22 protein-coding genes and 1 tRNA gene are annotated in these 23,342 nt (G+C 50.7%); 16 read left to right on the forward strand and 7 right to left on the reverse strand.

The features are described from left to right. Window positions 1–26 precede the first annotated feature (26 nt). The gene (gene yidI, locus A7Z06_RS11570) at window positions 27–476 is read right to left on the reverse strand and encodes a protein YidI (RefSeq protein WP_000511298.1); all 450 of its coding nucleotides are present in this window, start codon (window positions 474–476) and stop codon (window positions 27–29) included. 107 nt (window positions 477–583) lie between these two features. Here yidI and A7Z06_RS11575 point away from each other — a divergent pair, with 107 nt between their 5' ends. From A7Z06_RS11575 to A7Z06_RS11585, 3 genes are read left to right on the forward strand one after another with little or no spacing between them, the layout of a single operon-like run. Next, window positions 584–931 carry a YidH family protein gene (locus A7Z06_RS11575; RefSeq protein ID WP_000703955.1) on the forward strand — a complete coding sequence of 116 codons (348 nt, stop codon included), beginning with the start codon at window positions 584–586 and terminating at the stop codon, window positions 929–931. After that, a complete protein-coding gene (locus A7Z06_RS11580; RefSeq protein WP_001113447.1) occupies window positions 921–1,283 on the forward strand; it encodes a DUF202 domain-containing protein in 363 nt (120 codons plus the stop codon). Before A7Z06_RS11575 ends, A7Z06_RS11580 begins: the two co-directional genes overlap by 11 nt. Then, window positions 1,280–1,777: a radical SAM protein gene (locus tag A7Z06_RS11585; RefSeq protein ID WP_105279429.1), complete on the forward strand. Its 498-nt coding sequence runs from the start codon at window positions 1,280–1,282 to the stop codon at window positions 1,775–1,777. Before A7Z06_RS11580 ends, A7Z06_RS11585 begins: the two co-directional genes overlap by 4 nt. Window positions 1,778–1,783: 6 nt before the next feature. Here the strand turns inward: A7Z06_RS11585 and emrD are convergent, their stop codons facing one another. Both emrD and tisB read right to left on the reverse strand, forming a co-directional pair. Beyond that, window positions 1,784–2,968 (reverse strand): multidrug efflux MFS transporter EmrD, encoded by a 1,185-nt coding sequence (emrD, locus tag A7Z06_RS11590; RefSeq protein ID WP_024165057.1) that lies wholly within the window; start codon window positions 2,966–2,968, stop codon window positions 1,784–1,786. A gap of 282 nt (window positions 2,969–3,250) precedes the next feature. Continuing rightward, on the reverse strand, window positions 3,251–3,340 hold the full coding sequence (gene tisB / locus A7Z06_RS11600) for a type I toxin-antitoxin system toxin TisB (protein WP_000060506.1): 90 nt from the start codon (window positions 3,338–3,340) through the stop codon (window positions 3,251–3,253). A 562-nt stretch (window positions 3,341–3,902) separates the two neighbouring features. On the opposite strand from tisB, the gene ivbL reads away from it, so the two are divergent. The 7 genes from ivbL (at window position 3,903) to uhpT (ending at window position 11,183) form a co-directional block, all read left to right on the forward strand. Next, a complete protein-coding gene (gene ivbL / locus A7Z06_RS11620) occupies window positions 3,903–4,001 on the forward strand; it encodes an ilvB operon leader peptide IvbL (RefSeq protein WP_016159932.1) in 99 nt (32 codons plus the stop codon). A gap of 104 nt (window positions 4,002–4,105) precedes the next feature. Continuing rightward, window positions 4,106–5,794 carry an acetolactate synthase large subunit gene (gene ilvB / locus A7Z06_RS11625; RefSeq protein WP_000168414.1) on the forward strand — a complete coding sequence of 563 codons (1,689 nt, stop codon included), beginning with the start codon at window positions 4,106–4,108 and terminating at the stop codon, window positions 5,792–5,794. A 3-nt stretch (window positions 5,795–5,797) separates the two neighbouring features. Then, complete coding sequence (gene ilvN, locus A7Z06_RS11630; RefSeq protein WP_001181709.1) at window positions 5,798–6,088, forward strand: acetolactate synthase small subunit; 291 nt, start codon at window positions 5,798–5,800, stop codon at window positions 6,086–6,088. Window positions 6,089–6,161: 73 nt separating this feature from the next. Then, on the forward strand, window positions 6,162–6,752 hold the full coding sequence (uhpA, locus tag A7Z06_RS11635) for a transcriptional regulator UhpA (protein WP_000633666.1): 591 nt from the start codon (window positions 6,162–6,164) through the stop codon (window positions 6,750–6,752). Further along, window positions 6,752–8,260 (forward strand): signal transduction histidine-protein kinase/phosphatase UhpB, encoded by a 1,509-nt coding sequence (gene uhpB, locus A7Z06_RS11640; RefSeq protein WP_010350494.1) that lies wholly within the window; start codon window positions 6,752–6,754, stop codon window positions 8,258–8,260. The genes uhpA and uhpB overlap by 1 nt, the downstream gene beginning before the upstream one ends. Before the next feature lie 9 nt (window positions 8,261–8,269). Further along, a complete protein-coding gene (uhpC, locus tag A7Z06_RS11645; RefSeq protein ID WP_010350496.1) occupies window positions 8,270–9,589 on the forward strand; it encodes an MFS transporter family glucose-6-phosphate receptor UhpC in 1,320 nt (439 codons plus the stop codon). A 202-nt stretch (window positions 9,590–9,791) separates the two neighbouring features. Further along, the gene (uhpT, locus tag A7Z06_RS11650) at window positions 9,792–11,183 is read left to right on the forward strand and encodes a hexose-6-phosphate:phosphate antiporter (RefSeq protein WP_000879190.1); all 1,392 of its coding nucleotides are present in this window, start codon (window positions 9,792–9,794) and stop codon (window positions 11,181–11,183) included. Between the two features lie 43 nt (window positions 11,184–11,226). Here the strand turns inward: uhpT and adeD are convergent, their stop codons facing one another. Next, window positions 11,227–12,993, reverse strand: a complete 1,767-nt coding sequence (gene adeD / locus A7Z06_RS11655) for an adenine deaminase (RefSeq protein ID WP_001065765.1) — start codon at window positions 12,991–12,993, stop codon at window positions 11,227–11,229. Window positions 12,994–13,167: 174 nt separating this feature from the next. Here adeD and adeQ point away from each other — a divergent pair, with 174 nt between their 5' ends. From adeQ to nepI, 3 genes are all read left to right on the forward strand, one after another. Then, entirely contained in the window at window positions 13,168–14,502 is a 1,335-nt protein-coding gene (gene adeQ, locus A7Z06_RS11660) for an adenine permease AdeQ (RefSeq protein WP_016159934.1), read from the forward strand. Window positions 14,503–14,554: 52 nt separating this feature from the next. Continuing rightward, a complete protein-coding gene (locus A7Z06_RS11665) occupies window positions 14,555–15,007 on the forward strand; it encodes a DUF1198 domain-containing protein (RefSeq protein ID WP_010344415.1) in 453 nt (150 codons plus the stop codon). Window positions 15,008–15,216: 209 nt separating this feature from the next. Next, entirely contained in the window at window positions 15,217–16,407 is a 1,191-nt protein-coding gene (gene nepI, locus A7Z06_RS11670) for a purine ribonucleoside efflux pump NepI (RefSeq protein WP_001289201.1), read from the forward strand. A 41-nt stretch (window positions 16,408–16,448) separates the two neighbouring features. Here nepI and yicS read toward each other — a convergent pair whose 3' ends face one another. Continuing rightward, window positions 16,449–16,742 carry a protein YicS gene (yicS, locus tag A7Z06_RS11675; RefSeq protein WP_010344417.1) on the reverse strand — a complete coding sequence of 98 codons (294 nt, stop codon included), beginning with the start codon at window positions 16,740–16,742 and terminating at the stop codon, window positions 16,449–16,451. Window positions 16,743–16,961: 219 nt separating this feature from the next. On the opposite strand from yicS, the gene nlpA reads away from it, so the two are divergent. Next, entirely contained in the window at window positions 16,962–17,780 is an 819-nt protein-coding gene (gene nlpA, locus A7Z06_RS11680; protein WP_000779439.1) for a lipoprotein NlpA, read from the forward strand. Between the two features lie 25 nt (window positions 17,781–17,805). Here nlpA and A7Z06_RS11685 read toward each other — a convergent pair whose 3' ends face one another. After that, window positions 17,806–18,708: a carboxylate/amino acid/amine transporter gene (locus A7Z06_RS11685; protein WP_000535939.1), complete on the reverse strand. Its 903-nt coding sequence runs from the start codon at window positions 18,706–18,708 to the stop codon at window positions 17,806–17,808. Window positions 18,709–19,193: 485 nt separating this feature from the next. Between A7Z06_RS11685 and fliB the strand changes: the two genes are divergently transcribed. Then, window positions 19,194–20,411, forward strand: coding sequence for a flagellin lysine-N-methylase (fliB, locus tag A7Z06_RS11690; RefSeq protein WP_001165570.1), 1,218 nt, complete (start codon window positions 19,194–19,196; stop codon window positions 20,409–20,411). Between the two features lie 162 nt (window positions 20,412–20,573). Here fliB and A7Z06_RS11695 read toward each other — a convergent pair. Beyond that, window positions 20,574–20,668, reverse strand: a tRNA-Sec gene (locus A7Z06_RS11695). Between the two features lie 305 nt (window positions 20,669–20,973). On the opposite strand from A7Z06_RS11695, the gene yicI reads away from it, so the two are divergent. Further along, window positions 20,974–23,292, forward strand: coding sequence for an alpha-xylosidase (yicI, locus tag A7Z06_RS11700; protein WP_000702867.1), 2,319 nt, complete (start codon window positions 20,974–20,976; stop codon window positions 23,290–23,292). Window positions 23,293–23,342 lie beyond the last annotated feature (50 nt).

Below are 23,342 nucleotides of genomic sequence, written 5' to 3' on the forward strand. Positions count from 1 at the left end.
AACCTGGCGGGCAATATTCAGGCTGCTTAAACCAGTGAACTGCCAGTCAGGAAAGAAAAAATCAGGAATATCAGTAGAAGGCTGCACACGATGCCGATACCAAAAAGCAAGGTATGGAAAGCCAGCGTCCCGCCGCCAAATACCAGAGCGCCGCGAATGCTCCAGCGATTTTCCTTACGCATACCGCCAACAAATGCGCAAAGTAGCGCAGCAATGGCCAGTGCGATACCGCCTTGATCGAGGATTTTATCGACATCAGGCGTTTCTTTTTTTTCCACGGTGGTAATTTTTTCGCCTTTTATTCCGGCGAGAAGACCTCTTTTAATTTCAGCCGTTTTGTCCGCCACGATGCTTTCAAGCGTTGGCGGTGGCGCGGAAAAAGGGCCGAATGAAAAGTGGATAATCCCCATCATTAAGGCGATGGCACCGAACAGCATGCCCAATGAACTGATTTTATTTTGCGCTATGATACCCATCTGACCTCCTTGTAGCGGATGGCAAAGCATATCAAGAAAACATCAACCGAAATTCCTAAAAAGAGACGGATAAAACATCGCTATTGTGAAATTGCAAAGGAGCAACAATGAAAATTTCCCGCCTCGGAGAAGCGCCTGATTACCGCTTTTCGTTGGCTAATGAACGTACATTTCTGGCGTGGATCCGTACTGCATTAGGGTTTCTGGCAGCAGGTGTGGGGCTGGATCAACTTGCGCCAGACTTCGCCACGCCCGTCATTCGCGAGCTGCTGGCGTTATTGCTATGCTTATTCTCTGGCGGACTGGCAATGTATGGTTACCTGCGCTGGTTACGCAATGAAAAAGCGATGCGTCTGAAAGAAGATTTACCTTACACCAACAGCTTATTAATCATTAGCTTAATATTGATGATCGTGGCGGTGATCGTTATGGGACTGGTGTTGTATGCCGGATAGCCGCAAAGCCAGACGGATTGCCGACCCAGGCCTTCAGCCGGAACGCACATCGCTGGCATGGTTTCGTACCACGCTGGGCTACGGTGCGTTGATGGCGCTGGCAATCAAACATAACTGGCACCAGTCAGGCATATTGTTCTGGATTTCTATTGGCATCCTCGCCCTTGTGGCACTAATCCTCTGGCGCTATACACGAAATCGTAATTTAATGGATGTGGCTAATAGCGATTTTTCCCAAATTTGCGTAATCCGTGACAAATTTATGATCTCCCTCGCGGTGTTATCTCTCGCAATACTGTTTGCTGTTACGCATATACACCAACTTATCGTATTAATTGAGAGAATCACATGACAGGAAGTCAGGTTATAGATGCTAAAGAGGACAGGCATAAACTGGTTGTAGAGTATAAAGATACATTACAACCAGTTGATTTTTATAAGAATTTAAAACAGAGGGGCATCCGCGCCGTGCAACTCATTCCCCATATAGAATTTAATGACCGAGGCGAGCTGACGGCAGCGTCGGTGACAACCGAGTTATGGGGACAATTTTTAATCGCCCTGTTCGAGTGTTGGGTGCGGACAGATATCAGTCGTATATCAATCGAGCTTTTTGATGTCACGCTGCAAAAATGGTGCGGGAACGAAAGCCAACAACCACAGAGGGGGTGTCAGGAGTGTGACTGGTATCTCCTTTGCCCTCATGCCGGGGATGGTCAGCCGGATAAGGTGCTTTGTGCTGGCTATCAGGCTTTTTATTCCCACTCCGCGCCACACATGCGGGTAATGCGCGACTTGATAAAGCAGCATCGTTCTCCTGTGGAGCTGATGACGATGCTGTGGTGACGTAAGTTAAACGGGCTGTCCCTGCTGCGACATCCGCGTCGCCAGCGGCAGCCAGCACAGCACAATTAACATTCCCATTAAGGTCATCAATAGCCCCAGGCTTCCCTGGCCGGTTTGCGGCAGCATCGCGGAGAGCGACGCCAGCACGCCGGAACCAATGTTTTGCAGACCGCCGACCAGTGCGCCAGCCGTGCCCGCCAGGAAGGGGAAAGGCTCCATCGCGCCGCTAGTTGCCAGCGGAAACAGCATCCCGGCACCGAAAAAGAACAATGCTGCGGGAACGAGCAGTGTCCAGACACTCATTACGCCAAACCAGCTGGGGATCCACATCATCAGTCCTGCCAGCAGGCAACAGATAACGGACTGCCACATTAACGAAGAGAACCGTTTATTCGGGCGTCCGGCAAACCATGCACCGAAAAATGCCGCCGGAATTGGCAGAATAAACAAAATACTGACCGTCATACTGCTCAGCCCTAATACTGCGCCCATCAGCACCCCAGAACAGGCTTCGAAAGCGGCAATCCCTGCCAGACCGCCAATCAGCATCAGTAAATAGCAGTTAAAACCACCATTTCCAAAGAGCGTTTTATAGCTGGTGAGCAGACGCGTACGCGGTGCATCGACAGGGCGCGTTTCTGGCATCCAGCGTGCCATACTGAAGGTCACACCAGCACAAAGCATCAGTAAAAACAGGTAACAGGCTCGCCAGTTCCACATGGTATCCAGTAGACCGCCAATGAGTGGTGCGAGCAAAGGGCTGACGAGAATACCCATATTTAACATGCTATTAGCGTGGCGTAGCTGTGTCCGTTCATACAAATCACGCGGCAATGTACGCGCCATCACACCACCGACACCGGTTCCCATCCCTTGCATTGCGCTGGCAGTAATCAATACCGTCAGGCTGGAGGTGGTGACCGCAACCAGCGTTGCTAACATAAAAATGGACATTCCGATGAGGATCACCGGGCGGCGACCTACCCTGTCGGAAATTGGGCCATAAAATAGTTGTGAGACACCGTAGGTCAGCAGATAAGCGCCCATTACGCTCTGCACCGCCCCTTCACGGACGTTGAGATCGCGCGCCATATCGGCAATAGCAGGAATATAAATAGTTTGCGCCATCTGACCGACGGCCACGAGTAATACCAACATCAATAATAAATTGACGTTTCTATGCCTTTTCATTATCACAGACGCTTATAAAAATATATTTAGAATAAGTTACTACGCATTCGAATAAATGCGGGAGAGAAATCTATCACATTGATAAATGTTAGCCAGATATATATGAGGAATAGTAATAAGAAAAACGGCAGAATATATAAACAAAAGCGGCAATAAATGTTGCCGGAATAGGGATAAAACCTTAACGCCACATCCGCCAGCATCGCATCCGACACCCATTTGCAAGCAGAATATAAAAGGGGAGCGGTTTCCCGCTCCCCTTTAGTGCGGCTTGAATCTGAATTACTTAAGATATTTCAGAACAGCATCAAGCAGTTGCAGTGCTGCAACAATGAGTTTGAGGATAAGAATGGCGATATCCACCAGGCTCATACGCGTCTCCTGTGGTTCAGGAGCACTACCAGCCGACGTACCTTTCCGCTGCCTGTTGCCAGCTGTTGTGCACGCGGTCTCTCAAGGAGAAACGTTGTGCTGTTGACATAACACAGTGTGCTCACGCGGGGTTAAGGCGCTGACGGCACCACCCGTTTCAGCCAGGACTTAGTGCGCCGGGTAACGATGCGGCCCCGCATAACACATTGCGTACAGTGATATTATAGAAGTGCACTGTATAAATAAACAGTAATTTTTGGACAAATTGCAAACTGTGATCGATACTCGACTATGCGTTAAAAAAGTCAAAATTCGTGCCGAAATTGCGTGTTCTATGCGGAACACGTATACTTTCAGTGTTGACATAATACAGTGTGCTTTGCGGTTACCAGCCGCGAGCGGCTGACGAAACCTCGCTCCGGCGGGGTTTTTTGTTACCTGCGATTCAGTACAAAACGTGATCAATCCCTCAATTTTCCTTTGATGAAAAATTTTCCATTGTCTCCCCTGTAAACCTGTGCTTGTATAAATATTGTTAAACACAAAACCAACAAGGTCCCCAATGACTATTTCCATGCTCAACGCAAAACTACTACCAACTGCGCCATCCGCCGCAGTGGTCGTCGTGCGTGTGGTGGTGGTCGTCGGCAATGCGCCGTAGGGACTGGAACAACACACGATTCCAAAACCCCGCCGGCGCAAACCGGGCGGGGTTTTTCGTTTAAGCGCCCCCGGAAAGTCGGCTCAGAAGAAAAGGACTGGAGTATGGCAAGTTCGGGCATAATATCGACACGCAAGCGTTTTACTGGCGCAGAATTTATCGTTCATTTTCTGGAACAGCAGGGCATTAAGATTGTGACGGGGATACCTGGCGGCTCGATTCTCCCTGTCTATGACGCCTTAAGCCAAAGCACGCAAATCCGCCATATTCTGGCTCGTCACGAACAAGGCGCGGGATTTATCGCCCAGGGGATGGCGCGTACCGACGGCAAACCCGCAGTTTGCATGGCCTGTAGTGGGCCGGGGGCGACTAATCTGGTGACTGCCATTGCCGATGCGCGGCTGGACTCTATCCCGCTGATTTGCATCACCGGTCAGGTTCCTGCCTCAATGATTGGCACCGACGCTTTCCAGGAAGTCGATACCTACGGCATCTCTATCCCCATCACCAAACATAACTATCTGGTCAGACATATCGAAGAACTCCCGCAGGTCATGAGCGATGCCTTCCGCATTGCGCAATCAGGCCGTCCTGGCCCGGTGTGGATAGACATTCCTAAGGATGTGCAAACAGCGGTTTTTGAGATTGAAGAACAACCTGTTATGGCAGAAAAAGCCGCCGCCCCCACCTTTAGCGAAGAAAGCGTTCGTGACGCTGCGGCAATGATTAACGCCGCCAAACGCCCGGTGCTTTATCTGGGGGGCGGTGTCATTAACGCGCCTGCACGGGTGCGTGAACTGGCAGAGAAAGCCCAGTTGCCCACCACCATGACCTTAATGGCGCTGGGCATGTTGCCGAAAGCGCATCCACTGTCGCTGGGTATGCTGGGGATGCACGGTGTGCGCAGCACCAACTATATCTTGCAGGAGGCGGATCTGCTGATTGTTCTCGGAGCACGTTTTGATGACCGGGCGATTGGCAAAACGGAGGAGTTCTGTCCGAACGCCAAAATCATCCATGTGGATATTGACCGCGCAGAGCTGGGTAAAGTGAAGCAACCGCATGTGGCGATACAGGCGGATGTCGATGACGTGCTGGCGCAACTGATCCCGCAGGTGGAAGCCCAGCCGCGAGCAGAGTGGCATCAACTGGTGGCTGATTTACAGCGCGAATACCCGTGTCCAATTCCAAAAGCGTGCGATCCGTTAACACATTACGGCCTGATTAATGCCGTTGCCGCCTGCGTGGATGACAACGCGATTATTACCACTGATGTTGGTCAGCATCAGATGTGGACGGCGCAGGCCTATCCGCTCAATCGCCCACGTCAGTGGCTGACCTCCGGTGGGCTGGGTACGATGGGCTTCGGCCTGCCTGCGGCGATTGGCGCGGCGCTGGCGAACCCCGATCGCAAAGTGTTGTGTTTTTCCGGTGACGGCAGTCTGATGATGAATATTCAGGAGATGGCCACCGCCAGCGAAAACCAGCTTGATGTCAAAATCATTCTGATGAACAACGAAGCTCTGGGGCTGGTGCATCAGCAACAAAGTCTGTTCTACAAGCAGGGTGTTTTTGCTGCCACTTATCCGGGCAAAATCAACTTTATGCAGATTGCCGCCGGATTCGGCCTCGAAACGTGTGATTTGAATAACGAAGCCGATCCGCAGGCCGCATTGCAGGAAATGATTAATCGCCCTGGTCCGGCACTGATCCATGTACGGATTGATGCGGAAGAAAAAGTTTACCCGATGGTGCCGCCAGGTGCGGCGAATACTGAAATGGTGGGGGAATAAACCATGCAAAATACAACTCATGACAACGTGATTCTGGAACTCACCGTTCGCAACCATCCTGGTGTAATGACCCACGTTTGTGGGCTTTTTGCCCGCCGCGCCTTTAACGTTGAGGGCATTCTCTGTCTGCCTGTTCAGGACAGCGACAAAAGCCATATCTGGCTACTGGTGAATGATGATCAGCGGCTGGAGCAGATGATAAGCCAGATAGACAAACTGGAAGATGTGGTAAAAGTGCAGCGTAATCAGTCCGACCCGACCATGTTTAACAAGATTGCTGTGTTCTTTCAGTAACCGCTCAAGGCTTGAACAGCGGCGCGCTTATCGTTAAGGTAAGCGCGTTTTTTTTACCCGCCAGGACAAGACCATGATAACCGTTGCCCTTATAGACGATCACCTTATCGTCCGCTCCGGCTTTGCGCAGTTGCTGGGGCTGGAACCTGATTTGCAGGTAGTTGCCGAGTTTGGTTCGGGGCGCGAGGCGCTGGCCGGGTTGCCAGGGCGCGGTGTGCAGGTGTGTATTTGCGACATCTCTATGCCGGATATTTCCGGTCTGGAGCTGCTAAGCCAACTACCGAAAGGCATGGCGACAATTATGCTCTCCGTTCACGACAGTCCGGCGCTGGTTGAACAGGCGCTCAATGCGGGGGCACGCGGCTTTCTCTCCAAACGCTGTAGCCCGGACGAACTGATTGCTGCGGTGCATACCGTTGCCACGGGCGGCTGTTATCTGACGCCAGATATCGCCATTAAACTGGCATCCGGTCGTCAGGATCCGCTGACCAAACGCGAACGTCAGGTAGCGGAAAAGCTGGCGCAAGGGATGGCGGTGAAAGAGATTGCCGCCGAACTGGGCTTGTCGCCGAAAACTGTGCACGTACATCGCGCTAATCTGATGGACAAACTGGGCGTCAGTAACGATGTTGAACTGGCTCGCCGCATGTTTGATGGCTGGTGATGAAGACATTTTTCTCCCGCTTAAATACTGTAATTTCCTGCTTTTTTATCTTCTCTGCCGCATGGTTTTGCCTGTGGAGTATTAGCCTGCATCTGGTTGAACGACCGGATCTGGCGGTATTGCTGTTTCCGTTTGGTCTGCGACTGGGGCTGATGTTGCAATGCCCGCGCGGATACTGGCCCGTGTTGCTGGGCGCGGAATGGCTGCTGATTTACTGGCTGACGCAGGCTGTCGGGTTAACGCATTTTCCGTTATTGATGATCGGTAGTTTATTGACGTTACTGCCCGTGGCGTTGATTTCCCGCTTTCGCCATCAGCGCGACTGGCGCACATTGTTGTTACAGGGGGCTGCGTTAACGGCGGCAGCGTTGTTACAGTCGCTGCCCTGGCTTTGGCACGGGTATGGTAACGAATCGTGGAACGCGCTGTTATTAACCTTAACAGGTGGTCTGACGCTGGCTCCTGTTTGCCTTGTGTTCTGGCACTACCTGGCTAATAACACCTGGCTGCCGCTAGGGCCGTCGCTGGTTTCTCAGCCGATAAACTGGCGCGGGCGGCATCTGATTTGGTACTTGCTGCTGTTTGTTATCAGCCTCTGGCTGCAATTGGGACTGCCGAACGAACTGTCGCGTTTTACGCCATTCTGCCTGGCGCTGCCGATTATCGCTCTGGCCTGGCACTATGGTTGGCAAGGGGCGCTGATTGCGACGTTGATGAATGCCATTGCACTGATTGCCAGCCAGACATGGCGCGATCATCCGGTAGATTTATTGCTCTCGCTTTTGGTGCAAAGTCTGACAGGGCTGTTACTGGGCGCAGGCATCCAGCGGTTGCGTGAACTTAACCAGTCGCTGCAAAAGGAGCTGGCACGCAATCAGCATCTTGCCGAACGTTTGCTGGAAACCGAAGAGAGCGTGCGCCGCGATGTGGCGCGTGAACTGCACGACGATATCGGTCAGACCATCACCGCCATTCGTACTCAGGCGGGCATTGTTCAGCGGCTGGCGGCAGATAACGCCAGCGTGAAGCAGAGCGGGCAGTTAATCGAACAACTGTCGCTGGGCGTTTACGACGCGGTGCGCCGCTTATTAGGACGGTTACGTCCGCGCCAGTTGGATGATCTCACCCTGGAGCAGGCTATCCGTTCATTGATGCGAGAAATGGAGCTGGAAGGTCGCGGCATTGTCAGTCATCTTGAATGGCGGATAGATGAATCAGCATTAAGTGAAAACCAGCGTGTGACGCTGTTTCGTGTCTGCCAGGAAGGGCTGAACAACATTGTGAAACATGCCGATGCCAGTGCGGTCACGCTGCAAGGCTGGCAGCAGGATGAGCGATTAATGCTGGTGATTGACGACGATGGTAGCGGTTTGCCGCCAGATTCAGGGCAGCACGGTTTTGGTCTCACCGGAATGCGTGAGCGCGTAACGGCGTTGGGCGGCACCTTGACCATATCCTGTCTGCACGGCACGCGCGTCAGTGTCTCTCTACCCCAACGTTATGTGTAAGGCTTGATGATGTTGCAGTTCCTGAAAGCACCTGCCGACGCGCCGCTGATAAGCGATAAACGTGAAATTGATGCCCGCTATCGTTACTGGCGTCGGCATATTTTGCTGACAATCTGGTTGGGCTATGCGCTGTTTTATTTCACGCGTAAGAGTTTTAACGCCGCTATGCCAGAAATCCTTGCCACTGGCGTGCTAAGTCGTAGCGATATCGGCCTGTTAGCAACCCTGTTTTACATCACCTACGGTTTGTCGAAGTTTGTTTCCGGCATTGTCAGCGACCGCTCAAATGCGCGTTATTTTATGGGGATGGGGCTTATTGCGACTGGCATCATCAACATTCTGTTTGGATTTTCCACTTCGCTATGGGCGTTTGCCGTGCTCTGGGTGTTGAACGCTTTTTTCCAGGGCTGGGGTTCGCCGGTTTGTGCGCGGCTGTTAACCGCCTGGTATTCACGTACCGAGCGCGGCGGTTGGTGGGCGTTATGGAACACGGCGCATAACGTTGGCGGCGCGTTGATCCCTATTGTGATGGCGGCAGTTGCGCTGCATTACAGCTGGCGTATCGGGATGATGGTTGCCGGTTGTATGGCGATAGTCGTGGGGATTTTTCTTTGCTGGCGACTGCGCGATCGCCCGCAGGCATTAGGTTTACCGGCGGTCGGCGAATGGCGACACGACGCGCTGGAGGTCGCCCAGCAGCAGGAGGGCGCAGGGCTGACGCGTAAAGAGATCCTCACCAAATATGTGTTGCTGAATCCGTATATCTGGTTGCTTTCGTTCTGCTACGTGCTGGTCTACGTGGTTCGCGCAGCGATCAACGACTGGGGCAACTTGTACATGTCCGAGACGCTGGGCGTCGATCTGGTCACGGCGAATACGGCGGTGACGATGTTTGAACTGGGCGGATTTATCGGTGCGCTGGTTGCCGGTTGGGGTTCGGACAAACTGTTTAACGGCAACCGTGGGCCGATGAATTTGATTTTCGCCGCCGGGATTTTGCTATCAGTCGGTTCGCTGTGGCTAATGCCGTTTGCCAGCTACGTGATGCAGGCGACTTGCTTCTTCACCATTGGTTTTTTTGTTTTTGGCCCACAGATGTTAATCGGTATGGCGGCAGCAGAGTGTTCCCACAAAGAAGCGGCAGGGGCGGCGACGGGGTTTGTCGGCTTGTTTGCTTACCTGGGGGCGTCGCTTGCTGGTTGGCCGCTGGCGAAAGTGCTCGATACCTGGCACTGGAGCGGTTTTTTTGTGGTTATCTCCATTGCCGCCGGGATCTCGGCCTTGCTATTACTGCCCTTTTTGAATGCTCAGGCACCGCGCGAAGCGTGATACATCTCACCTTTTTACCTCATATCCGGCAAAACTAAGAAATTTTCCAGGTTTTGCCTGGACACTATCTCAGGCCTGATTGGCTGCTGATTTTTACAATGCCATCATTCATTAATTCTTTCCCCAATTAATTCAAGTTGCAGGAATACATGCAGCTAAAGCACCTGTGGCTTGAAGAATGATGGGAAATCAGGAGTAACCCATGCTGGCTTTCCTCAACCAGGTTCGCAAGCCGACTCTGGATCTTCCGCTCGAAGTGCGGCGCAAAATGTGGTTCAAACCGTTCATGCAATCCTACCTGGTGGTCTTTATTGGCTACCTGACGATGTATCTGATTCGCAAGAACTTTAACATTGCGCAGAACGACATGATCTCCACTTACGGGTTGAGCATGACGCAGTTGGGGATGATCGGCCTGGGCTTCTCCATCACTTATGGCGTGGGTAAAACGCTGGTCTCCTACTACGCCGACGGCAAAAACACCAAACAGTTCCTGCCTTTCATGCTGATCCTCTCTGCCATTTGTATGCTGGGCTTCAGCGCCAGTATGGGCAGCGGATCGGTTAGCCTGTTCCTGATGATTGCGTTTTACGCCTTAAGCGGCTTTTTCCAGAGTACTGGCGGCTCATGCAGTTATTCCACCATCACCAAATGGACGCCGCGTCGTAAGCGCGGGACGTTTCTCGGTTTCTGGAACATTTCCCACAACCTCGGCGGTGCGGGCGCGGCGGGTGTGGCGCTGTTCGGCGCAAATTACCTGTTCGACGGTCATGTGATCGGCATGTTTATTTTCCCGTCGATTATCGCGCTGATTGTCGGTTTTATCGGCCTGCGTTACGGCAGTGACTCCCCTGAAGCGTATGGCCTCGGTAAAGCCGAAGAACTGTTTGGTGAAGAGATCAGCGAAGAGGACAAAGAGACGGAATCCACGGATATGACCAAGTGGCAGATCTTTGTTGAGTATGTGCTGAAAAACAAAGTGATCTGGCTGCTGTGCTTCGCCAACATCTTCCTGTATGTGGTGCGTATTGGTATCGACCAGTGGTCAACCGTATACGCGTTCCAGGAACTGAAACTCTCTAAAGCGGTGGCGATTCAGGGCTTTACGCTGTTTGAAGCAGGCGCACTGGTCGGTACTCTGCTGTGGGGCTGGCTCTCTGACCTGGCGAACGGTCGCCGTGGCCTGGTAGCCTGCATCGCGCTGGCGCTGATTATCGCGACACTCGGTGTGTATCAGCACGCCAGCAATCAATATATCTACCTGGCTTCTCTCTTTGCATTAGGTTTCCTGGTATTTGGTCCGCAACTGTTGATTGGCGTGGCGGCTGTTGGCTTTGTACCGAAAAAAGCGATCGGCGCTGCCGACGGGATTAAAGGCACCTTCGCCTACCTGATTGGTGACAGCTTTGCCAAGTTAGGTCTGGGGATGATTGCCGATGGTACTCCGGTATTCGGCCTCACCGGCTGGGCTGGAACCTTCGCCGCGCTGGATATCGCCGCAATTGGCTGTATCTGTCTGATGGCGATAGTCGCGGTGATGGAAGAACGCAAAATCCGCCGCGAGAAAAAAATTCAGCAGTTGACAGTGGCATAAACGTAACTGGTGACTTTTGCCCGGCATGACGCCGGGCATTTTTTTATTCCGCAATTTCCAGCGTAGTGAAGGCAAACTTCTCGCCATCAAACAACCCCTGGCTGGTCAGTTTCAACGCGGGGATCACTGGCAGGGAAAGAAACGCCATCTGAATAAACGGTTCATCCGGTAACGAACCACATTTGCGGGCGGCAACTTTCAGGGCGTCAATTTGCTCCGCCAGCGACTGCGCCGTGTCGGTGCTCATCAGGCCGGCAATGGGCAACGGTAGATGGCTCTGCACCTGACCGTCACGCACCACACACAGCCCGCCGCCATCCTGAATCACCTGATTTACCGCCAGCGCCATCTCTTCCGTACTACGACCGATCACCACAATGTTATGGCTGTCATGGCTAACCGTCGCAGCCAGTGCACCTTCATTCAGACCAAAGCCCCCAAGCAAACCACAGGCCGGAGCCAGTCGTTGCCCGTAACGCTCAAGCACGGCAATAAAGCACACATCATCGCGATCAAAACCATTTTCGCTATAGACGCTGGAGCGGGAGTGCGTAATCAGCTCATTATGGATAACGTCAATGACCCGATAGCGTTTTCCGGGCGTAAATTGTAGGGCAAAGTCGCTGGCGGAAACCGGCTGGCGAGCAATAGTATTGCCATACGGTGGGGCGGATTGCGCCAGTCTCGCCGACTCTTGTGCTTGCAAGGTTTGCGCGTCAATCGGTTCGCCTTTCACCAGTACCTGCTGCACCGTGACCTTACGCGCATCACTTAACAGGACGATATCGGCCTGCTTGCCGGGCGCCAGTAAACCGAGATGATTAAGACCAAAATGGCGCGCTGTTGACCAACTGGCGACGCGATATGCCACATGCAGCGGCACATTGTGCTGTTCGATCAGGCGGCGAATTAAGGCATCGATATGCCCTTCATGGGCGATTTCCCACGGGTTACGGTCATCGGTACAGAGCATACATTGCGGGCTATTAAATTCGTTGATTAACGGAGCCAGCGCGTTGAGGTTGCGGGCAGCGGATCCTTCGCGGATCATCAACGACATGCCGAGTTGTAATTTCCGACGGCCTTCTTCCAGCAAATAGCTCTCATGGCAGTTTTCAATACCGGCAGCAATATAGGCGTTAAGTTCTTTACCGCCTAAACCGGGGCAGTGACCGTCCAGCGTCAGATGGCGAAACGCGTCCAGTTTATCGAGCAGCGCATCCTGCCCGCTAATTACGCCAGGGTAGTCCATCATTTCCGCGAGGCCGGTAACCTGCGGGTGATCTCGCCAGGCGAGCATCTGTTCGAGAGTAAAACTGGCGCCGTTTACATCGCAGCCTTCCAGTGCGGGTACGCAAGAGCTGACTTGCAAATACTGATTCTGCTTTGCCTGTTCTGCGCAGCGAGCAAACCAGGCGAATCCGGATTCGCCCATGACATTGACGATTTCATGGGGATCGCAAATAACAGTTGTCAGGCCGCGTGGCAGGGTGGCGGTTTCAAAGGTGACTGGCGTCATCATGCTGGATTCAATATGCAGGTGAGCATCAATAAATCCTGGTACTGCCGTTGCGCCGTTAGCATCAATTCGGTGCAAAGCCGGAGCGTTGACGTATTCTGCGCCAACACCAGCAATGTAACGCCCTTTAATCACAATCGGGCCGGAAATTTCTCCGCCATTGATCAGATCCAAAATAGAGACATTATCAATAATATAATCGGCAACGGCTTCGCCACGGGATACGGCTAACAATTCCTGGTATTCGCTCCGACTAATGTAATGAAATTTATGGCTAATAGAATTATTCATGTTTTTCTCATTTTGATTTTATCAAATTGATTATTATTTATCATAAAGAAACGTCGCGAGATTATTAAAGAATATCCATTAATGTGCAATTGAAATGTGATAATTATCACTGAACCAGTGTTGTCATTTGTTTTACAAAAGCAAGGATTTAAATTTCCTTCAATGGACAAAAAAATGAATAATGACAATACCGATTACGTGAGTAATGAATCAGGGACGCTTTCGCGATTATTTAAACTTCCTCAACATGGAACCACCGTCCGCACAGAATTGATTGCGGGGATGACTACTTTTTTAACCATGGTGTACATCGTTTTTGTTAACCCGCAAATCCTTGGCGCGGCACAAATGGACCCGAAAGTGGTATTTGTCACCACCTGTTTAATTGCCGGTATTGGCAGTATTGCGATGGGGATATTTGCTAACTTACCCGTGGCGCTGGCACCGGCAATGGGGCTGAACGCCTTCTTCGCGTTCGTGGTCGTGGGGGCGATGGGGATCTCCTGGCAGACCGGGATGGGAGCCATATTCTGGGGCGCAATCGGACTGTTTTTGCTCACGCTCTTTCGTATCCGTTACTGGATGATTTCCAACATTCCATTAAGTTTACGTATTGGTATCACCAGTGGTATCGGGTTATTTATTGCCTTGATGGGATTAAAAAATACCGGTGTTATTGTCGCCAATAAAGATACGCTGGTTATGATTGGCGATTTAAGTTCTCACGGCGTGTTGTTAGGTATTTTAGGTTTTTTTATTATAACCGTGTTGTCATCACGTAATTTTCATGCGGCGGTGTTGGTTTCTATTGTTGTTACTTCCTGCTGTGGATTATTTTTCGGTGATGTTCATTTTAGCGGTATCTATTCCATTCCACCCGATATTAGCGGTGTCATTGGTGAAGTCGATTTGAGCGGCGCGTTGTCGCTTGAACTTGCCGGTATCATTTTCTCCTTTATGCTGATCAACCTATTTGATTCATCAGGAACATTAATTGGGGTAACTGATAAAGCTGGCTTAATAGATAGTAACGGTAAATTCCCCAATATGAATAAGGCGCTGTATGTCGATAGCGTCAGTTCGGTGGCGGGTGCGTTTATCGGCACCTCGTCTGTTACTGCCTATATTGAAAGTACTTCTGGTGTGGCGGTCGGTGGCCGCACGGGGCTGACTGCGGTTGTGGTCGGCGTTATGTTCCTGTTGGTTATGTTCTTCTCACCGCTGGTGGCAATGGTTCCACCCTATGCGACTGCCGGGGCGCTCATCTTCGTGGGCGTGTTAATGACCTCAAGTCTGGCGCGCGTTAACTGGGATGATTTTACCGAATCGGTGCCCGCATTTATTACTACGGTGATGATGCCCTTTACTTTCTCGATCACTGAAGGTATCGCGCTGGGCTTTATGTCGTACTGCATTATGAAAGTTTGTACCGGACGATGGCGCGATCTGAACCTGTGTGTGGTGGTTGTAGCGGCGCTGTTTGCGCTGAAAATCATCCTGGTGGATTAGTATCTGATAAGTGTTTCCAGATATCATGAGGGCCGGTTACGCAGGAGAACTCATGATCTGGATTATGCTTGCCACACTGGCGGTGGTGTTTGTGGTTGGTTTTCGGGTGCTGACATCCGGGGCCAGAAAGGCGATTCGCCGTCTCAGCGATCGGCTGAATATTGATGTCGTACCCGTCGAATCGATGGTCGATCAGATGGGAAAGTCAGCGGGTGACGAATTTTTACGTTATCTGCATCGCCCGGATGAGTCGCACCTGCAAAATGCTGCGCAGGTGTTGCTCATCTGGCAAATTGTCATTGTCGATGGTAGCGAACAGAACCTGTTGCAATGGCATCGAATTTTACAAAAAGCCCGCCTCGCAGCTCCCATTACCGACGCACAGGTCAGGCTGGCGCTGGGTTTTCTGCGCGAAACTGAACCTGAAATGCAGGAGATTAACGCTTTCCAGATGCGCTATAACGCGTTCTTTCAGCCTGCCGAGGGCGTTCACTGGCTGCATTAAAACCGCTTCGTCTTATCAGCCTACAGACCGCGCCTGACCTGTAGGGGGGATAAGGCGTTCATGCCGCATTCGGTAATCTTTGCCCTGTTCCGTTTCGATCTTAACTCCAGCTCAAGCAACACCGTAAAAGTTGCAGAAACGTTAAATACGTCACACATTTCAATGCTAAACTGACCGGCTTTCCCCTGAAACATGCCACGGGTAACACCATGAGTGAACATATCGAAGAAAACTGTGGCGCGGATGCCATCACCCGACCGAACTGGTCAGCCGTTTTCTCGGTGGCGTTTTGCGTTGCCTGCCTGATTATCGTTGAGTTTTTACCTGTCAGTTTGCTGACGCCGATGGCGCAGGATTTAGGGATTTCGGAAGGGCTTGCCGGGCAATCGGTGACTGTGACCGCCTTTGTGGCGATGTTTGCCAGTTTGTTTATTACCCAGACAATTCAGGCCACCGACCGCCGCTACGTTGTCATTCTGTTCGCCGTCTTGCTGACGCTCTCTTGCTTGCTGGTTTCCTTTGCCAGCTCGTTCAGAATGTTATTAATCGGTCGAGCCTGTCTCGGGCTGGCGCTGGGCGGATTCTGGGCGATGTCAGCGTCGCTGACTATGCGTCTGGTGCCACCTCGTACGGTGCCGAAGGCGCTGTCGGTGATCTTCGGCGCGGTTTCTATTGCGCTGGTGATTGCCGCGCCGTTAGGCAGCTTTTTAGGTGAGCTTATTGGCTGGCGCAATGTCTTTAATGCGGCAGCGGTGATGGGCGTGCTGTGTATTATCTGGATTATCAAATCATTGCCTTCGCTACCTGGCGAACCGTCACATCAGAAGCAAAATACCTTCCGCCTGTTGCAGCGTCCGGGGGTGATGGCCGGGATGATTGCTATCTTTATGTCCTTTGCGGGGCAGTTCGCTTTCTTCACGTATATTCGTCCTGTGTATATGAATCTGGCGGGATTCGGCGTGGATGGCTTAACACTGGTACTGCTGAGTTTTGGTATCGCCAGTTTTGTCGGTACGTCGCTTTCGTCGATCATTCTTAAACGTTCAGTAAAACTGGCCTTAGCGGGAGCACCGTTAGTGCTTGCTCTTAGTGCGCTGGTACTGACGTTGTGGGGAAGCGATAAAATTGTTGCTACCGGTGTGGCGATTATCTGGGGGCTGACCTTTGCTTTAATTCCCGTGGGCTGGTCAACGTGGATCACCCGCTCATTAGCCGACCAGGCAGAAAAGGCGGGATCTATTCAGGTGGCTGTTATTCAGCTTGCCAATACCTGCGGCGCGGCAATTGGTGGTTATGCACTGGATAACATTGGTCTGACTTCGCCGTTAATATTGTCCGGCACGTTGATGTTGCTTACCGCGCTGTTGGTTACTGCAAAAGTGCAAATGAAGAAATCCTGATATCAGGTTAAAGAAGTGTTGGTCAGTGGCTGTTGCCGCTCTTACATATCCGGGCATTCTACCCTGCCCAACGCTTCCCAGTAGTTACTCTGATTATTACGCTCCATCGCCACGATGGCTTCGCGTATGTGTTGTTTATTGCTTTCATCAGACAACATTAACTTTTCCCACGCTTCATCTGATAACGATGCCTGCGGGGTACAAATTTTTCGCAAATCCTGTAATACCGTATTTTTCTCTTTCGCCGATTGTAACGAGCTAAAAGGCGATTCGGCATACACCATACCCGGCATCGCGAAAACAGCGAAAATAAGAAGTAGCGTCGTTGGTTTCATGAGTTCTACCTTTTTACAAATGGCATCGAATGAAGCATAAGTGTAGTTTGTTTTCATCGCTCTAATCATGCTGTACGAAACGCGTTTTAGTATTCAGTAAGAAGTGCCAGACCTTATATTCCTCTTTTATTCCTTTTTCTTCTTATCGATAGCATTTCGTTTTTTAACCGCAGCGACCTTACCGCTATAGTCAGGTCATCATTAATAAAAGGATAAAAAATGAAACTGACAACACATCATCTACGAACAGGAGCAGCGTTATTACTGGCAGGAATACTACTGGTAGGCTGCGACCAGCAAAGCAGCGATACCAAACACATTAAAGTTGGCGTCATAAACGGTGCCGAACAAGATGTGGCGGAAGTCGCAAAAAAAGTGGCTAAAGAGAAGTATGGCCTTGAGGTTGAACTGATTGGATTTAGCGGTTCATTGCTGCCGAACGATGCAACAGATCATGGTGAACTGGATGCCAATGTATTCCAGCATCGTCCTTTCCTTGAACAGGATAATCAGGCGCACGGTTATAAACTGGTGGCGGTGGGAAATACCTTTGTATTCCCCATGGCGGGATATTCGAAAAAAATTAAAACGGTCGATCAGCTAAAAGATGGGGCGACAGTGGCGATTCCGAATGATCCGACCAACCTTGGGCGGGCGTTGTTACTTTTGCAAAAAGAGAAACTGATTACGTTGAAAGAAGGGAAAGGTTTACTGCCAACGGCATTGGATATTACCGATAACCCGCGTCATTTGCAGATAATGGAACTGGAGGGGGCACAGTTGCCGCGTGTACTGGACGACCCGAAAGTGGATGTGGCGATTATCAGCACGACTTATATTCAGCAAACCGGGCTTTCCCCGGTGCATGACAGCGTATTTATTGAAGATAAAAATTCGCCGTATGTGAACATTCTGGTGGCGCGGGAAGATAACAAGGATGCAGAAAACGTGAAGGAATTTTTGCAATCTTATCAATCACCAGAAGTTGCTAAAGCGGCAGAAACTATCTTTAACGGTGGCGCGGTGCCGGGCTGGTAATTATCAACCGCGCCGCGCCAGACGATCACATTTTTCTGGCGCGGCGGCGGGAATCCATTGAAATCAAAATCACCGATGACAGAATCAGCAGCGTTCCCAGCCAGTCAGGTAATGTGAAAGTGATCCCCAGCAACAGCAAAGAGAGCAGCGCGCTACTTAATGGTTCTGCACAGCTCAAAATGCTGGCTTTTGGCCCGCCAATTAACTGTGCGCCTTTCAGATACAGACTAAAGGTTAGCGAAGTTCCAATTACCACCAGATAGAAAAATGCCAGAATCAGGCTGCCATTAACCACGAAATTTGTTCCTTGTCCGGCATAAAAGGGCAACAGGATCAGACCTCCAATGAGCATACTCCAGCCGACCACTGGCAACGTGCCGTAACGGGAAATGAGCGTTGAGGGGTATGTCGTATAGAATGCGGCAGCAAATGCCGAGGCGATACCCCAGAATAACGCAGCAGGAGAGATCGATAATGACGTCGGATTACCGTGCGTCACCAATAAAAACGTACCAATCAGCGATGTCAGAATGGCGCAAAAAACCAGGATGCCGGGGCGTGATTTACGTACCAGTGAGAACCATGCCACGATAATCGTTGGTGATAAAAATTGCAGCACCGTTGCTGTAGCGGCATTGGATTTTTCAATTGTCAGTAAGAAAGTAAGCTGGACGGTCAGTGCGCCAACAACGGAAAAAATCAGCAGGCTGATGGCATCTTTATGATTTTTAATGATTGAGAAGACTTTATCGCCGTGGACAAAGGAGAGCGTTAGCAGAATAAAACCGGCAAATATCAGTCGCGTCATAGTCAGAAACTGCGATGACATCTGGCTTTGCTCCATGATGTATTGTGCGCAGACACCTGAACTTCCCCACAATACGGCGGCAATTAGAACGTTCAGCATCCCCTTTCTGGTGGAACCCATTTTTCCCCTCTACATACGGTTTTGTCATTTATGTATGCAGGCATGATAGCAAAAATGGCAAGGATGGCTCTGTTCATATAAGGCATATTTATGTTGCCTTTCAGCAATAGTTACGTATCTTGAGCAATAACAGGCAGACCATTGATACGTCTGACATTATTATCGCCAGCCAGAAGCAGTCTGAAAATAAAATCGACCGTGAGGCTTTTATATTATCCTCGTCGGAATCATAAATATTTTTCTCATAAGTATCCTTCATAGTTTGCGTCGGTCGTTATTCAAAAGCATTGAAATCTCTTATCACGTCGCAACGAAATATTTTGGCATTAGCGTCGCTGACAAATAGCGTGGGTAATTTGATGAGGTCGAGCATTATTCTTTATCTTTATGAAACGCGTGAAATGCTTATTAAACCGTCATGTTATGGCGTTATCATTTTTTTCTGACAGCATGTTACTGTTCGCTTTTTAAACGCGAAGAATGTTATGCAAATCCATAAAGTGATCAAACCCGAGTTTGTGAAGAAGTTTTCCTGTGTCGGACCTGACTGCCTGATTTCCTGTTGTCAGGGATGGCAAATAGATATCGACAAGAAAACTCATCATGATTACCTCAACGCACACCATCCGGAAATTTCCAGGCTGGCGAAAGAGAATTTGATGCTGGTGCGAAAAGGTAAACAAAGATATTCGAGAATTAAGCTGGACGCGCAGGGGCAGTGTCCGTTTCTCGACGAAAATAAACTCTGCCTGGTTCATCGCGAGCTGGGAGGCAACGCGCTTTCAGTTACCTGTTCTACTTATCCACGTTGTAAAAAGCACTACGCGGATACAACTCGTTATTCGATGACGCTTTCATGTCCGGAAGTAGCCCGGCTGGTATTGTTCGATGCCGACAGCATGTTAGTGCATGAACAAGATGAGCTGCTGGCGAAGGCGAAAAACAATATCATCGCCCGGCAGCAGCCGGTTAATCAGATCCAACAGATTGTGCATCTCTTTGCCTGGCACCTTCTACAGTCGCCATCGTTGAACGTTGAAGAGAACCTGATGGCGCTGGCACAGTTTATGGTTTACTTGCAACGCATTGAGTTCGATCTGCATCGCCATTTTGCGCAGGCCGAACAGTATCATCAGGAACTATTAAGCGAGCTGGCGGCAGGTATAAGTTTGATTCATCGCTCAACGTCAACGGAGTCGGTTGGATTGAAGGTGCGCGCGCTGTCGGCATTGGGTTCACTTATCGCGAATGAAGGTGCCAGGGATAACATTATCGCTGGGGTGCATCGGAAGATGGCAGTGTATTTAAACATTACAGCCAGCACGGATAAGCAGGATCTGGTCGATAAGTTTGCAGTTCTGGATAAGCAATGGCAGCAGCTTTGCCAGGATTCTATCCTCAGCGCCCCGCATGTATTGCGCAATTTACTGACCTACAAAATTTACCACTGTCATTTTCCGGATGCTGATTTCTCAACGATCATGCGCCAGGTTTACCGTTTAATCCTCGATTATTTCTATATTAAGCATTTGTTGAGTGTGACATCGCTGGAAGTAACACCAGATGAGGCAACGGTGTTGAAGATTGTGGCGAGCCTTGCCGAGAAAACTTTGCATTCGCCAATTATCAATGAGCGGATGGATAAAGCGATTGACATGATCAATGCCGGGGACGATCTCTCCTGTCTGCTGTTGATTTGTTAAATTCGCCTGCCGGAGACTGGGTTAAGTCTTTGTCTGACATGTCGCCGCCATTGCAATAAATGTTAAGAACGAACTCGGTTAAGCCGAATGAATCATGAACAGAAGAAAATGTCTGGTTTTAATCGTATTACAAGGGATTGGTGAACATCAGAAGAGGCATTTTGGCGGAAGATCACAGGAGTCGAACCTGCCCGGGACCGCTGGCGGCCCCAACTGGATTTGAAGTCCAGCCGCCTCACCGGAGACGACGATCTTCCGCGCCTCGATTGCTACATGGAGGCGGGGCGCATTATAGCTAGTTCCTCGCCTTATCACATCCCCCATCACACTTTTTTCCGTATCGTTTCGTCTTGCCATGATCCCTTTCACAGAAACCTTCAGCAAATCCATAAGTTACATTTTGGCGCTACCGCGATCACAGAAAACAAGAAACGTAAGTTGATAACAAAAAATAGCAATATCCGCACTCTTAAGGATGGTTTACTTTCGGGCTGTCTGACTGGCGCCTTCTTCACTTGTCATGCATGCGGTAACTAAAATTTCAGAACGAAAGGAACGGATTATGAAAATCAGCGATGGAAACTGGCTTATTCAACCTGGTCTTAATTTGATTCACCCCATCCAGGTTTTTGATGTTGAGCACCGGGGAAAGGAGATGGTGGTTTATGCCGCGCCGCGTGATGTGCGGGAGCGTACCTGGCAGTTGGATACGCCGCTGTTTACGCTGCGCTTTTTTTCACCTCAGGAAGGTGTGGTTGGCGTGCGGATTGAGCATTTTCAAGGGGCGCTGGATAGCGGTCCGCATTACCCGATTAATGTGTTGCATGACGTTCCGGTGGAGATGCAAAACACGAGTGAATATGCCGAGCTGAAGAGCGGTAATTTGAGTGTTCGCGTTACCAAAGGGGAATTCTGGTCGCTCGATTTTCTGCGCAATGGTGTGCGCATTACCGGTAGCCAGTTGAAAAATAACGGCTATATACAGGATACCAACACCAACCGTAGCTACATGTTTGAGCGGTTGGATCTCGGTGTCGGTGAAACGGTATACGGTCTGGGGGAACGCTTCACTGCGCTGGTGCGTAACGGTCAGACGGTGGAAACCTGGAACCGTGATGGCGGAACCAGCACCGAACAGGCGTACAAAAACATCCCGTTCTATATCACCAACCGTGGCTACGGTGTGCTGGTTAATCATCCGCAGTGCGTCTCGTTTGAAGTGGGATCGGAGAAAGTCTCCAAAGTACAGTTCAGCGTTGAGGGTGAATATCTCGAATACTTTGTTATCGATGGCCCGACGCCGAAAGCGGTGCTCGATCGTTATACCCGTTTTACCGGGCGTCCGGCGTTGCCGCCAGCATGGTCCTTTGGTTTGTGGTTAACGACTTCATTTACCACTAATTATGATGAAGCAACGGTAAACAGCTTTATCGACGGCATGGCGGAACGGAATCTGCCTCTACATGTTTTCCACTTCGACTGTTTCTGGATGAAAGCTTTCCAGTGGTGCGATTTTGAGTGGGATCCGGTAACTTTCCCTGACCCGGAAGGGATGATCCGCCGCCTGAAAGCGAAAGGGCTGAAAATCTGCGTCTGGATTAACCCCTATATAGGGCAAAAATCCCCGGTATTTAAAGAGTTGCAAGAGAAAGGATATTTACTCAAACACCCGGACGGCTCGTTATGGCAATGGGATAAATGGCAGCCAGGCCTGGCGATTTATGACTTTACCAACCCAGATGCCTGCAAATGGTACGCCGATAAACTGAAAGGCCTGGTAGCGATGGGCGTCGATTGCTTTAAGACCGACTTTGGCGAACGTATTCCAACAGACGTTCAGTGGTTTGACGGTTCCGATCCGCAGAAAATGCATAACCATTATGCATACATCTACAACGAACTGGTGTGGAACGTGCTCAAGGAAACCGTCGGCGAGGAAGAAGCCGTCTTGTTTGCCCGCTCGGCCTCCGTCGGTGCGCAGAAATTCCCGGTACACTGGGGCGGCGACTGTTACGCTAACTACGAATCAATGGCGGAAAGCCTGCGCGGTGGTTTATCTATCGGCCTTTCTGGGTTTGGTTTCTGGAGCCACGATATCGGTGGCTTTGAGAATACCGCTCCGGCACACGTTTACAAACGCTGGTGCGCATTTGGTTTGCTCTCCAGCCATAGCCGTTTACATGGCAGCAAATCTTATCGTGTGCCGTGGGCTTATGATGATGAATCCTGCGATGTCGTGCGCCATTTCACTCAGCTTAAATGCCGTATGATGCCGTATCTGTACCGCGAAGCCGCTCGTGCTAACGCGCTGGGTACGCCGATGATGCGCGCAATGGTGATGGAGTTCCCGGACGATCCGGCCTGTGATTATCTTGACCGTCAATACATGTTGGGCGACAGCGTGATGGTTGCGCCAGTGTTCTCTGAAGTGGGCGATGTACAGTTTTATCTGCCAGAAGGTCGCTGGACGCATCTGTGGCATAACGATGAAACAGAAGGCAGCCGTTGGCATAAACAGCAGCATGATTTTCTTAGTTTGCCGGTTTACGTGCGTGACAACACCTTACTGGCGCTGGGGAACAATGACCAACGCCCCGACTACGCGTGGCATGAAGGCACGGCTTTCCAGCTTTTTAATCTGCAAGACGGGCATGAAGCTGTCTGTGAAGTGCCCGCCGCCGATGGTTCGGTGATCTTCACCCTGAAAGCGGCGCGTACTGGCAATACGATTACCGTGACAGGCGCGGGCGAGGCGAAGAACTGGACACTGTGCTTGCGTAATATTGCGAAAGTAAATGGTTTGCAAGGCGGTTCGCAGGCTGAAAGTGACTTGGGCGTGGTGGTGACGCCTCAAGGGAATGCGCTGACAATTACGTTGTAATTTATTGAAGGAATGCCGGGTACGGCTATGTCGTGCCCGGCGAGATTGAT

Origin of the sequence: Escherichia sp. MOD1-EC6819 (assembly GCF_002965765.1) — a bacterium.
GTDB lineage: Bacteria > Pseudomonadota > Gammaproteobacteria > Enterobacterales > Enterobacteriaceae > Escherichia > Escherichia ruysiae.